General features: G+C 40.8%; 10 protein-coding genes. 2 read left to right on the forward strand and 8 right to left on the reverse strand.

Annotation, left to right across the window (positions count from 1 at the left end; genetic code table 11):
- Positions 1-262 precede the first annotated feature (262 nt).
- Entirely contained in the window at positions 263-1,306 is a 1,044-nt protein-coding gene (locus tag AC4II3_RS08250) for a glycosyltransferase family 2 protein (RefSeq protein WP_488029482.1), read from the reverse strand.
- Positions 1,307-1,479: 173 nt separating this feature from the next.
- Entirely contained in the window at positions 1,480-3,174 is a 1,695-nt protein-coding gene (locus tag AC4II3_RS08255) for a cellulose-binding protein (protein ID WP_488009710.1), read from the reverse strand.
- A gap of 478 nt (positions 3,175-3,652) precedes the next feature.
- Here AC4II3_RS08255 and AC4II3_RS08260 point away from each other — a divergent pair, with 478 nt between their 5' ends.
- A complete protein-coding gene (locus tag AC4II3_RS08260; RefSeq protein WP_488009708.1) occupies positions 3,653-5,320 on the forward strand; it encodes an alkaline phosphatase family protein in 1,668 nt (555 codons plus the stop codon).
- 181 nt (positions 5,321-5,501) lie between these two features.
- Here the strand turns inward: AC4II3_RS08260 and AC4II3_RS08265 are convergent, their stop codons facing one another.
- The 6 genes from AC4II3_RS08265 to AC4II3_RS08290 form a co-directional block, all read right to left on the reverse strand.
- A complete protein-coding gene (locus AC4II3_RS08265; RefSeq protein WP_488009706.1) occupies positions 5,502-6,656 on the reverse strand; it encodes a glycosyltransferase family 4 protein in 1,155 nt (384 codons plus the stop codon).
- A gap of 178 nt (positions 6,657-6,834) precedes the next feature.
- On the reverse strand, positions 6,835-7,866 hold the full coding sequence (locus tag AC4II3_RS08270; RefSeq protein ID WP_488009704.1) for a GNAT family N-acetyltransferase: 1,032 nt from the start codon (positions 7,864-7,866) through the stop codon (positions 6,835-6,837).
- 335 nt (positions 7,867-8,201) lie between these two features.
- The gene (gene rffA / locus AC4II3_RS08275) at positions 8,202-9,344 is read right to left on the reverse strand and encodes a dTDP-4-amino-4,6-dideoxygalactose transaminase (RefSeq protein ID WP_075901536.1); all 1,143 of its coding nucleotides are present in this window, start codon (positions 9,342-9,344) and stop codon (positions 8,202-8,204) included.
- A 133-nt stretch (positions 9,345-9,477) separates the two neighbouring features.
- Positions 9,478-10,665 (reverse strand): glycosyltransferase, encoded by a 1,188-nt coding sequence (locus AC4II3_RS08280; RefSeq protein ID WP_488009702.1) that lies wholly within the window; start codon positions 10,663-10,665, stop codon positions 9,478-9,480.
- A 786-nt stretch (positions 10,666-11,451) separates the two neighbouring features.
- The gene (locus tag AC4II3_RS08285) at positions 11,452-12,075 is read right to left on the reverse strand and encodes a hypothetical protein (RefSeq protein WP_488009700.1); all 624 of its coding nucleotides are present in this window, start codon (positions 12,073-12,075) and stop codon (positions 11,452-11,454) included.
- 112 nt (positions 12,076-12,187) lie between these two features.
- The gene (locus AC4II3_RS08290) at positions 12,188-13,627 is read right to left on the reverse strand and encodes a NupC/NupG family nucleoside CNT transporter (protein WP_488009698.1); all 1,440 of its coding nucleotides are present in this window, start codon (positions 13,625-13,627) and stop codon (positions 12,188-12,190) included.
- A 222-nt stretch (positions 13,628-13,849) separates the two neighbouring features.
- Here AC4II3_RS08290 and AC4II3_RS08295 point away from each other — a divergent pair, with 222 nt between their 5' ends.
- The gene (locus tag AC4II3_RS08295; protein ID WP_488009714.1) at positions 13,850-14,110 is read left to right on the forward strand and encodes a hypothetical protein; all 261 of its coding nucleotides are present in this window, start codon (positions 13,850-13,852) and stop codon (positions 14,108-14,110) included.
- Positions 14,111-14,186 lie beyond the last annotated feature (76 nt).

The following is a 14,186-nucleotide window of genomic DNA, read 5'->3' on the forward strand; positions in this document are numbered from 1 at the left end:
GCAATAGGCAATAGGCAATAGGCAATAGGCAATAGGCAATAGGCAATAGGCAAGATTGAAAAAATCCTGTTTATCTCATGCTTATGAAAAACGCTTTAATTTAAAATTAAATAACTATCAAGTTTATATATGTTTTAAAATCTAATCATATCTGTTTTATAATGTTACCGATTCCCGATTCCCGATTCCCGATTCCCGATTCCCGATTCCCGATTATCTTTTGCTATTAATCCTTGGTTTATAACTCAACTACAAACCCTATCTAACTGTTACTATTAAGTACAGTTTTATACTCAACCAAGTTACTACGCTGTCCTAGCAATCGATTTAGGTGAAATTGAATCTGACCTTGGACTTGAGGAAACTTGCCGATCATGCAAGAGAGACTATAAAGTAAAGCATCTGTTGAGCTCAAACCTGTCTGGGACTTATGACGATAGATCCGGTAACTCATCAGAGGATAACCAAGCAACAGCAATAAGCTCAAGCCATGGGTGAGCCATGCGATCGCAAATACTAACAGAGGTAAGAGTAACCCCCAGAACCAAATGCTCCGGCTTTCTTTCACCCAATGGCGTTCTGGAGTGTGACCGTGTAACGAGGCTCCCTCAGCGTAAGCATGACCTGCTCTTAAGAACCGCTTCCAGCACTGACTAAAACGAGTCATTTGGGCATCATGCCAAGTCATTTCAGCATCTAGGCGAAAAATCTTCCAACCCCTCTGGCGCAGCCGCAAGCAAAGTTCCGGTTCTTCACCAGCAATTAGGGTAGGATTAAACCCTCCGACTTGTTCAAAAGCTTCTGTGCGCATCATTGCATCACCACCACAAGCGGAAGCTTCACCCACTGGTGTATCCCACTCCATGTCGCACAATCGGTTATATATAGATTTTTCAGGGAAGCGCTCTCGTCGGCGACCACAGACTACAGCGACATTAGGGTTGGCTTCCAGTTCCCCTTGAGCATAGTCGAGCCATCCCCCTACTACCTCACAATCCCCATCCACGAATTGGACAAACTTAAGATTTGGCTCTAAATGTTTGAGATAGATATATCCGGCATTCCTAGCACGAGCTGCAGTAAAGGGTTTAGATAGGTCGAGTCCAATCACCTCTACCCCCAAAGAATGAGCGATTTCCACACTGTTATCTGTGGAGCCAGAATCGACATAAACCACACGAGCGACGTTCTTAATCACAGACAGTAGACACTGACGTAGGCGTTCACCTTCATTGCGTCCAATCACAACTAATCCAATTTGCTTCACACCTTGGGGTTTGTATTCTACAGCTGAGAGAGTTTTCATCGTTTAACTGCCTTGAAAATTTAGCTCTTTTCTTGGACGAGGCAAAGAATTGAAACGTAGAAATAGCACTGAAACGCTGTTTCCCTAACGCTATTGTTGTTGGTGAAAGATTTTAGCCAGATTAAACTGTAGCAGATTCACCCTTGTACAGCTTTCTAGGGAAGTTTACAGGATCAGGAATTTTGATCGATAAAGTCTATGAGAGCATCATACTTGGGTGAACTCTTTTGGTATACATGTTCTAAAGCCCCCCAGCTTCCCCATTTAGTAGGCTTCTTGATATCAGAAAAGTGCATAAATAAGCCACCGCCCTGATTCTTCCATTCATTCAGGAGTTGTGTATAAATTTTATACATTTCTGGATGTCTATTAAGCTCAATGAAAAACTCAGTTAGTTTTTGATTATCGGACTTGACAAGATGTTGACCACCTTCGTAAACCACTAACTGTAGTTTTCTCTTAGCTGCTACTTTTTGATGATAGTTAAAAATTTGATCAATATCACTTAAACTCTCATAGTCTTCTTCTGTGGGAAGTAAACCCCCGGATTTGATCTGCTTAAACGCTTTTGACACTCCGCCATCGGGTTCATTCAACCAAGATTCTATGGTGCTTTCGTTTTCGTCCGCGTTTAAGCTGCCATTAAAATATCCCGCGATCGCAAAAGCATCAATACTATGTTGATAACAAGGAGTATTACCCTCTGCTACCCACAAAGGACAATCCAAAGCAGCATTTTCCAAACCAAGCCATACGGTATGGGTAGCCATAACAGACACAACGTTATTGCTGTCACTACCAAATACCTTTTTCCAAATATCAGACATTTGAGCAGTACGCATGCCATACCATTGCATGTATGCATCTCCTTTATCCTTGCCCCACCTAGCTTGACCTTGAGCTAAGGCATAGTTAGCTTGTTGGAATTGCCAATTCCACACTTCATTAGACAGTTCCACATAAACCCTTAGATTTGGATCTAAGGTATCTTTAACTATTTGGGCAAAATTAGTTATATACTCATCTGTAGCTTGATGGGGCATATTAAACCATGGATCAGCACCAATTCGATTGGCCAGTTTAACCATGATTTCTACAGGTACACCTTTACCGTAAGCGTAGGAGGCATCATCTACTTTTGGTCTATTTGCCCATTCCCTTTGCTTAGAATGATTGGTTTCCATCCAGTCCATAAAACGGATGGCTTGAAATTTTTTAATTTTATTGATGAATTCAGGATTAAATAGTTCAGACTCGTAAGTATCTTCATACTTAGCTTGAACAACACGAATGTTGCGAATATAATTCCCTGTTTGATTAGGATCCGTAGAGGTAATTATTAAATAGATATTAGCCCCGGATGGCGTTACATTAATGACATCTCTTCCTGGCCTTGATGCTACGTCATCTTTGGTAGCATCAAACTTGTATTCTATAGTGCCTTCTCCATCGTATAAAACCACATACTTTCCAGCTGGATAATTTTTCATCCCTGTAAAAAGTAGTGTAGCCACACGAGTATATTCAGGAGGAGCTTCTGGAGCAGGTAAAGACTTAACCCAGCCGTGTTCGTCTAAATCCAGTTTATCGTATTCGTCAGTATCCCACGAACCACTACAGCCTGTTTCTCCAGAAACACATTGAGTAATCCATGGTCTCGACGATTTGAAGGCATCTAAGAAAGGAAGTTCAGTGGACCAATCAGCAATTCCATTAAGGTTAGTTCCTAAGTTACTAGTTTTAGCCGGATGGCTGTGAAGCGCGATTTTACTTAACGAATTAGTAATTTTATGATAAATAAAATCAGAATAGCTTGGATGAAATGCAATGACTAAACTGAGACCAAAACTAAAAAAAAATACTATCAATTTTGGTGTGTTTTTAGAAACTATACTGTACACAGTTTTATCAACATGTCAGGGCTAGCAAAACTGACGTGATAATTAGATAGTTATTGGTAAGCTGACTGCACCTCAAGTAGCGTGCGTGGCACAGGCTAGAAGTCTGTGTTCTAGCGCATTAGCTGACGGCTTACATCCCTGGTAATTATCAACACTAATATATACGGGAAAACGTCCAGTCATCCGGATTGTTTCTAAAAAATTTTTTCTCAAAAGTTTATCATATATAACTTTAAGTAAATCTTGTTGATAAATTTATATAACCATCAGGATTTTGGTGAATCCATAGGTAAAGATAAAAGTAGGGGTATACCGGTAAACCTTAGCTGTTGTATAAGATAGACCAAATCGAATTTAATGCCACTCTAGGACTTGCCAAGATTCACAAATGCCCCTGGTTAAGTTGCAGGTTGTATCTCCAGTATTAACATTTAGTTTCAGAGAAATGAAAAAGCCTGTTATTGCCATTGGACTAGATGCAGCTGAGCCGTCTGTGATTGAGAAATGGATGTCTCAGGGACATCTCCAGACTATGCGTCGTCTGCGGGACCAGGGAACCTATGGACGCCTGAAAAACTTTGAAGCGTTTAGTGCAGAAACGCCTTGGACAACATTTTTGACTGGCTGCTCACCTGAAAAAACTGGGTTCTGGTCTTTCTTGGGATTTCGAGAAGGTACCTATGACTTCTACACCAAGGCAGCTTATGACTATAATGAGTATTCTCCATTTTATGCCCTAGGTGAAGATTATCGAGTGGCAGTCTTTGACATGCCTCAAGCTCGGCTCTGTGACAAGGTAAATGGTCTGCAGGTTTTAGCTTGGGGAGCCCATTCTCCTCAAGTAGATAGCGGGTCTTTACCGACTTCACTGTTCCAAGAACTGGTTGACAAACATGGAGAACATCCAGGGCTCCATAACGACTATTCAGTGTGTCTCGATTTAAAGGCAACACTTCGACTTCAGAAAATTCTCGAGACAGGGATTGCCCGTCGCGCTACTATTTGTCAAGATCTCTTGCAACGAGAGTCTTGGGACTTGTTTTTAACAGTGTTTGGCGAAGCCCATTCAATGGGTCATAATTTCTGGCAGTTGAGTCAACCGGAGCATCCTCTCTATGAGGATTTGAGTCCCCGTGTTTCAGGTGATCCCATGCTCGAAGGCTTTCAAGCCATTGATCGGGCAATCGGCAAGATTTTAGCCAAAGCACCAAAGGATGCTCATGTCGTCATTTTCTCCGCTCATGGCATGGGTCCTAACACCATGGATGTGCCCAGCACCACCTTCCTGGCTGAGTTTTTATATCGCCATAGTTTTCCAGGCAAATTTGCCCTGGCGAATGGGGGTGAGTTGGGAACACCCCTGGAACCAATCATGAGCAAAATGAAATGGAACTATTGGGAGCGACATCTGTGGGGTACTAAGTATGACCCTAATCCAATTAGAAGGTTTTTGAGACGAGAAACTCCCACCAAGCTTTTCGAACTAATCGAGCCATGGTTAGATTCTTCTAAAGAAACAGATCTGATCTCCCCATTCAGGCTCACTAAGGAAACCGATGTAGTACCTTACCAACCCGCTTCTTGGTATATGCCGCTCTGGCCCAAGATGAAAGCGTTCGCCCTACCAAGCTTTGCAGAAGGATATATCCGTATCAATCTTCAGGGACGAGAACCACAAGGATTGGTACCCCCATCGGAGTATGATGCCTTGTGTGATGAACTGATCCAAAAGCTTTACGCTCTTAAAGATGCCCGAAAAGGTGTACCGATGATCAAGGACATCATCAAGACACGGAAGTCGGCCAGTGATCGAAATCCTAAGCTGTCTGATCCCGACTTAGTAGTTGTCTGGCAAGATGAGTATGCCACAGATGTGGTTGAAAGTCCTGATGTCGGACGTATTGGTCCTGTACCCCATTATCGTGCTGGCAGCCATCGCTCTGAGGGATTTATCATCGCTAATGGTCCAGGTATTGCGTCCGGTGTTAATTTCGGAAGAGGTCATGCTCTTGATCTTGCCCCCACAATTTTGCAATTGATGGGTGCACCAATTCCTGAATACTTTGACGGTAAGCCATTACCATTGCTAGCAAAAGAGCTTATCAATAGTTAATATGCCTACCGGCTTAGAGCATGGTCACAAAGGTTGGCCTCATAGTTAAGTCAAATAAATTAGGCATAAGAGAAAGAGGGGATGAGTATATTTTTCCCCTCTTTCCCCTCTTCACTTTCTTCCAAATCTCACAACTGCGACACGGATTGCTATATATAATCCGATTGACCAGGGGTTGATCTCAATTCAACATGCTGATCATCACACCATGTATAGCTTCTGCCCATTTATCCCAATTGAGATACTGATCGTATTGTTCTCGAGAAGACTTGACTAACTGTTCATAGACTGTCCGATCACCAAATTTATTTGCTATCACACTAGCATACTGATCACTTGAGGCAGATAACGGTAACATATAACCATTTTTACCCTCTTTAATAATTGTCGAGATTCCTCCGACATCAGTTGTGATTACAGGGAGACCAAATGCATTAGCCTCACAAATCACAATTGGTGAACAATCAGCACGAGTGGGAAATATAAAAAAATGGGATTGCAGAAATAATTGATTAAGTTCCTCTCGTTCCTCAGGAATATTTTTATTCAAAAAAGGAATGACCTTTAGCCGCTCATGCTTAATTTCCTCCGGTGGTATACAACCAACCATAACTAGCTCAGCGTCAATTCCCATGCTGAGCAGAGATTTCAAAGTGTTAAAGGCAATATTTCCACCTTTTCTCTGCCAATCTTTACCAATAAACAATAAACGGCAACGGGAAGCCTTAGATTTATAAAATAGTTGATCTATTGAGGGGATATTATCTAAATTAGCTCCAAAGGGAATTACTTTAATTTTTTCTGGCTCTGCCTGATAGTCATTAATGGCAGATTTGGCAGCCCATTCTGAAGAATAAACTACTTTATTTGATTTTGATAGTGCAGAAATTTCATGTTTTTCAGCTAGATAAAACTCTTCTAAATTTTCGTAACTTTTATAGTACTCATTGTTGATCAATTTCGGAGTAGCATCGGAGAAAAAAAGAATAGGAATCTTAGTTTCAATAAAACTTACTTCTCCTGAAGCAACCGGGCAAAATAGTAGATCACATGGAGTTTCGGTTAACTGTTTTTGAACTGTAACTATGAATCGTTTGAGCTGTTTATTTTGACCGTGATACTTGAAACCTAAAAGTGAATCCATTAATTGGATAGGCTTTCTTAGCTTATTCCAATAGGATTTTTTATTCGATATTTCTTTGGGATTGCCGAGATTAATCAACTCAATGTCTCTTGATGCCAGAGACTTATGCATATAATAAAGGATGCCAGAAAAAGTATTTTTATCTAAATAGTTCTGAAAAGAGAAAAACCCAACTCTCAACTGCTGCTTCATCGATTTCACAAAGGTTGAATCTTGCCATCAAATGTACCGCTTCAATTATAGCTCACGGTTAGGTAATGATTTGAGGTTGAACCATCACTATTATTAAAATAATTTATAATTTATTGATTTACCAGGATTTGGCTGGTTAATGTCATGGTTTTTAGATATAAAAACTAAACCATTTGGCCTAGTTAGCTTTAGGGTAATACGGCATTAGGATTTTCTTTAAAGGTTTTAGGGGTTTCACCATACGCCTCAACTTATTATCAACATAGATCATATAACAGTCAAGAGGCTCGGCTCCAAAACTTTTCTTAAATGCTATAACTCCTGCCAATCCACCACTAGGATTAAAATCAAACCAAGAATATCCTTGTTCACAAGAATCTTTTACAATTTCATGCATAACTAAGTTAACTGGTCTTAGATTCAAGTATTTTTCTAAGGATGAGCCATGCCAATACACCACATGTTTTTTGGCGTAGAAGCATAGTGCTCCGCTGATAATTTGGTCTTGAGAGTGGGCTAGCCAAAGCTTAACGTTAGGTGAATTACGTTGAAAAATTGTTTTAAAAAGTTCCCAACTATAGCTACCAAGACTATTATCTCCCCATCGTCGTAATGAATCTTGATAAACTTGATAATATTCCCACCATTGATCTAGGGTAGATGCTGTAGTTACTGAAACTCCTTCCTTGATGGCTTTTCGGACTTTTCGAGCCATAGAATTACCGCCCTTTTTCCAAGTTTTGGAAATTGTCTCAAAACCCACGTCTAAGTTAATGGCGTGAGTTGTATCTTCCTCTTGTTCACTGACACAACTTAGGGCTACAGCTTTACTAGCTAGTTCATTGTAAGGATTTACTCGCCAACTTAATTTACCCCAAAAATTTGTATCTAGAAATTTAACGATTAAAATGGCATGGTCAATGGTAAGTTCGTCTGCAGAAATCCATCCTCCAAAGGTTCCGTCTGGTGAGGATGAGTATTTCTTGATAAATTTCTGATTTCCAAGTTTATAGGAAAGGGGAATTAAAGCTTTTTTTTGATCTGAGAATACGATTATTATAGGATTTGGGCGAATTTCTCCTTGAGTATAGGTATTCCAGATTTCCGCCCATTCTCTTGAATGAAAATAAGTTGAATAATTGCATTGTTGCCAAATTTCATCCCATTCTTCAGAATTAGCGAGATAGGTTTTAGTAATTGATAGGCTCATTGACTACTCCTATAATTAATTTTTGTGACCCTAAGTATTAGAAATTTCCTAGTGAATTGCTTAGTTAATATTGACCAAAGGTAAGACAAAGTAAGCGTTCGCGTAGCGTGACCTACGGTCAATCGCTTACCTGGAAACATCAAAAAAGGTAAAAATGCGAACGCTTGAGTATTGGATTTATGGATTTAGATAGCTGCCTTGATATTCGCCTATCTATTTATTTCAGGACTTAGGCAGGAAATATACTTGTAGGGTCTCACTCTGGACCCTACTATTTATAGTGTTTGTTACCGAGTTTTACCTCAGTTATGTATGTCTTAGAGTTCTGCTAGAGTTCAGAAAAATTTCTTGATTGATGCCACAACCCTTGCTTGGTCAGCCTCCGTCATATCGTTGTAAAAGGGCAGACGAAGTAAGCGATCGCTTACATCCTCAGTCACCAAGCAGTCTCCTTCTTTGCCCCCAAACTCTCGTCCCATATCAGACAAGTGCAATGGCAGATAGTGAAAAACGCTGTAGATGCCTTGAGCTTTCAAGTGAGCAATCAAGGCTTGGCGCTTCTCTAGGGACGGTAAGAGTATGTAGAACATATGGTATGCCTGGTCACAGTACTCTGGCACAATTGGCAAGCGGATACCGTACTCCGGTGCCCAATCCTTGAGATTTTCGTAGTAGTACTCCCAAATTTGCTGTCGCTTGCTCTGAATCTGTTGGCGACTTTTTAGTTGAGCATACAAGAACGCTGCGAGTATGCCTGAGGGGAGATAACTTGAACCAATATCTACCCAGGTGTATTTATCAATTTGACCGCGATAGAAGCGAGTGCGATTAGTTCCTTTCTCGCGGATAATCTCAGCACGTTCGATATACTGCGGGTCGTTGATCAGCAGTGCGCCACCTTCTCCACAAGTAAAGTTCTTAGTCTCGTGAAAACTCTGGGTAGCTAGACAACCAAATGTACCTAGATACTTGCCTTTGTACTTAGCAAATAGCCCATGAGCATTGTCCTCAACAACTGGTATACCGTAACGCCCAGCAATCTCCAAAATAGTATCCATCTCGCACGCGACACCGGCGTAATGTACAGGAACAATAGCTTTGGTGCGGGGGGTAATTAGTGATTCTAATTTCTCTTCGTTTAAATTGAGGGTATCCGGGCGGATGTCGATAAAAACAGGTTGAGCACCTCGTAAGACGAAGGCATTAATAGTAGAGACAAAGGTGAAGGAGGGAACAATGACTTCATCCCCTGGTTGGATATTTAATAGTACTGCCGCCATTTCCAGAGCATGGGTGCAGGAAGTGGTTAGCAGAACCTTCGGAACTGACAATATTTCTTCGAGTAGAGCATGACATTGTTTAGTAATAGCACCATCACCGGAAAGATCCATGTTCTTGATGGTCTGTTGGATATACTCAAATTCCGTTCCAACAGTAACAGGGCGGTTAAACGGTATTTTTGACAAAGTAACTTCCATTGTTAGTTAGTAATTATTATTTTCTACTTGGTATTAATCGAAAAAAATTTTACAATGCACCTGAAATCCTATAGATTAGGACTTCTTGATTTTGGTTATTAGTGATATTAATCATAATAATTATGGATTTTAATTAGGGAGATTTTGAGTTGTAGCGCCCTGAACTTAACCGATGATCAATTAACCACTGTTCATTTTCTGGTGAGTCATGTAGCCATCGCTGAATTAGGTCAGCAAATTTTACTGGAAGCTGCAAATTCTTCCAGGTTTCGTAAGAGGCTATCGACAGATTCTGGTAAAGATCTGAATCTGAAAGCAGCTTTTGAATAGATTCTGCTAAAGCAACAGAGTTGCCAGCTTCGAAAATTTTCGCACTGATGCCATCTTTTAGTTTATTGATAAACATTGGGTGATCTGAAGCAATGATTGGAGTTCGAGCGCAAAGGGCATGAGTAATTGCCAGTGGGAAACCCTCTGGAAATTCGTGGCGACTAGGAACTAATACCAGATCAGATTCTCTCATCAGAGGAACTACGGTCTTATTTGGTACTATTCCGAGAAACTCTACACAATCTTCGATGTGTAGCTGCTTAGCTTTATTGACAAAGAAACCTGTTTTATCGTTACCAGCTATCTTCAATTTGATTGGAAACTTATTAGCTTTTAATTTAGCGATAGCTTCTAATATATCGCCAACCCCTTTAGCTTCAATCATTGACCCAATGTAAAACAGTTGCCAAGACTTGGCCTGTGCTAGTATAGTTTTTGGCGACAAGGATTCTGGGGTTTCAGTAACAATAAAGTTCCAAGGAATTATCTTGTCAGATTGGACTCCTATCTCCTGGAGTACTCGGGAAGAATCAATCCCATAACTACCAATCCATTGGATTCGATCATTATTTAATAATTGGCTTAGTAAATAATTACGAAACTTGTTACGCACCTTTCTGGTGGGAATAGATTCAGCAAATAGGGCTAGAGTTGGAACATTATTGTTAATTGCCCAACGAAAAACGTCCCGAATGGGTGTGCGAACAACTAAATGAGTGGGATGGTAATCTTCAATCAATTGGATTAACTTTTTAACGTTAATCTTTCCATCAAACCCTGCACCAATAGCACGAACTCCTTTTTCCAGTAGCTGATTGTAGGGTTTTTCGGTCATACAACAGAGAGTTGCAACTTCCCCAATTTGTTTGCCAATTTCAGCTACCGCATCTACAGAATATTTCTGAGCATAGTATGTTTCAGGTCCACCGTTAGCTAAGCGTTCAAAGGCTTCACGGTAATCTCCAGCATACTGAATAATCAATAAACGCATGAAATTAATTATGTTGTCTTAACTCAGTTTTTATTGAAAATAGTTGATATTATTTTTTTCAAAAGCACCGATTAATTATGGAATAAGTAGCTTATAAAACATCTATATTTTTTTAATCAATAAAAAAATATAGATGTTTACTATTATCAAGGATTAATTTTAATTAAAAAGATATAATAAATGCCACTAATCGAGCCCCGAAAAAATAAACTTTTAACTAAAAATTATTAAGATTATTTAAAGCTAAAATAATCGATTAATTACCTAGAAAAAGATAATTGAAAAATCTAGATAGCCTCAGGTATAATTATCAATACAATATTAATTAAATCTATCCGGATTATTGATCCTATTTTGAAAAAGAAATAAAGTCACACTGACTCTGATGGTCTAGACAGTAAATTTTGTTAAAGGTAGTTATAGCGTTTCTATCTGGATTTTAAACACTTTCTTGCAGGAATTTGCTTGCATAGAAGAGGCAAAAATAAATATAGGAAAGAGCTACGAAGTTTTATTTGAAAATAAAAAAAGACGTGATAGCTTTACATTTAATTTGCAAAACCTATATTGATTAGTGGTTAGTTTATTTTTTTTTAATAACTATTAAATCCTAAAGTAATAACCACCCTCCAAGGAGGTAATTCATCCGATGTTACTAGACGTGAGCAGCACAGAATACTGCCTATATTTGGTAAGTAAAGGCAGCTTTGGTGAAAAAAAAATAATGCACCATAGACGATGGACAATTACCAGCTTCCCTGAAGCGTAAGGAGCATGCCATTGACCTTAAAGAGGTTTGAGAGTTTTAGCCAAAAGTGCAATGGCATCTTTAACGTCTCCCTGAGCTGATTCTGTGGCGCAAATTAGCATCACCACGACATTTTTACCCAGCTGACGCGCCAAGATCACTCCACTGACTGGCTGAGTCTGACCACCTAGGGTTAAGCTACCTCTCCAAGGAAGAGACACCCCTCCTGGTACTGGCTGAAAATTACCGGTTTGAAATCCTTCACCCCGCCTAAACTGTTCAATAGCAATCTGTGCTAGGGAAGCGTCGTTTAATGGACGATCTGTCGCTCTTTGTTCTACAAGCACCGTGTAGGCTAAGTTACCATCGGGTGCTTCAATTAAGGGGAAACCACCCATGGTACTAACCTTATATCCTTCCAGTATACCCACCTGAAAGCGCTTTGTGAGATCTTTATAAGGTTCTTGATTAAGTCTTAAAGTATGGCCTGAGGTATCAGCAGTAGTGGGCGCTGCTAGGGCAGACAATTGAGCTTGAGCTGGTAATGATTGTATTGGTATAGTCAATTGCTCAGGTCTAGACCAAGAGGTACGCCCCCCAATTATCAGTAATAGGGTAGTTAGCAGAGTTAGACCAATCAGCCAAAGTTGGTTACGTTTCATGGAATTATGCAGGAGTAATTATGAAATATCAATTACAATTTTTCCCATTTCAGAATGCGCGAATTTAGACTTTAGACTTTAGACTTTAGACTTTAGACTTCACATTTGCTCACTATTTTCCCAAAATCGCTGGGTTGCCGAAATCAAACACACCAGCAATACAGCCAGTCATGTATGTAGCTAAAGTTGCTGCCCAGAGAGCTTTCCAGCCAATGGCGCTAATGTCAGCACGACGTTCGGGAACTAGACTAGCTAAACCACCAACAAAAATGCCAAAGGATGCAATATGAGCAAAGCCACAGAGGACATAGCTGATAATCAAAATAGCGCGATCGCTAATTAATCCCTGGGCTGATAGCTGGGCTAACTTAAGATAGGAAGGAATCTCGGTTTGTAATAACCGTTGACCAATGAGCACAGAGGCTTGCCACAGTTCTTGCCAATCTAGGGAAACACCAGTGAGAAAGGTCAAGGGCAAAAATAGTACCCCAAAGATATTATCTAAGGTAATCACACTAAAGATGTTACCGATTAGCTGTATAAGGGGATTGTCACTAGCAGCAAAATTAGCCAAATAAGCAAAAAAAGTATTGACGAGTGCCACTAAGCCTAGGATAGCAATGACTACAGCGGCAATTCCCACAGCCATCCTCACTCCATCCCATGCTCCCACAATTAAACTATCGATGAGGCTAGGTTTTTTCTGATTCGGGTCTTCTTCCTCTGTTGGTACCTTCCCTAAGGTTTTGGGCACATCGGTTTCTGGCACAATCAGTTTCGCCATCACGAAGCAGGCGGGAATAGTTAGCACAGAAGCGGACATCAAGTGACCAGTAATGGTGGGGAAAGTCGGTCGCAAGAAACTGGTATAGAGAGCCAATACTGTTGAAGCAATCGAACCAAAGCAGCAAGTAAGGATAGCACACAGTTCGCTGCGGGTCATATCGGCTAAGAATGGCTTGACTGCGATCGCTGATTCAATCCCTACAAAAATATTCGCTGCTCCTGATAGGGATTCAGCACCACTAATACTCATAGTTGCCCGGAATAGTCTGGCAAAGACCTGAACCACTGGCTGGATCACACCCAGTCGATACAACAGAGCAATCAAGGCGGAAAAGAAAACCACCTGGGGTAGGGAGCGGAAGGCAAAAATAAAGCCGAAATTCAGATTATCTGGAGTGAGGCGATCCCCTGGGACAGAAACGTAAGGAGTTCCCACTGCTCGGTAAATCCAGCGGGACGCTGGACCAGGACCAACCATCAATTCTGGATCAGGAACAAAGGCAGAATTACCACCACCGAGCATAAACCTAGCTCCTGCTTCTGAAGCATCCAAGATAGCATTGAGAGCGTCATTCAAGCCGAGGATGAATTGGCGGGTGGGGGCAAACAGGAATATTAGCAGTCCCATGACCAGTTGTAAACCAATGCCGAAAATGATCACTTTCCAAGGAATTAGGCGGCGATGCTCTGAACTGAGCCAAGCAATGAAACATAGGGCAAAAATACCACAGAAGGAAATAACATTGAGATATAACGGATGAGACATGGGCCCTTGTGTTTTCAATTAGGCAATATCCTCAGCCATGAACTAGCACGACCAGATCCTATGCCAGAGGTACTGCCTCAAGCTAACTAAAACAATATCCGATTCAGGGGAATTTCTCGATGGTACAATCCCTAAAATAGTTTCAGGGAAATAAAGAATCCCAAATTAACGTAACTATTGCCAACTATTACCCCCCGAGACCCCCAGAGGATTGCTATATATATGGATGCTTTTGCCCCCTTACCGCCTGAGTGGACCAAATCAGCCACCCATGCCTTGGAATTCTGCTGTCCTAGCTGTCGAGCATCTGTTCTAGAAGCTGAGAAGGTTTGGATTAATCGCTCCTCACCAGTGATGTGTGAAGACCACCGCCGGAAGTGGCAAGAGTTTTATCAATGTAAGTGTGGCTATGTATGGTGGGCTTGGAGTAGCGATCGCCCACCCTCAGAATTGAGCAATCGAGAGAATCCTCCTATCGTTTAACCCCCGAGTCCTTACCGTTCTTTGGGTCTTCGTGGTTAACTAAAACCAGTCTCAATTTTATTTGTTCTACTAAATT

Source organism: Moorena sp. (genome assembly GCF_982860115.1).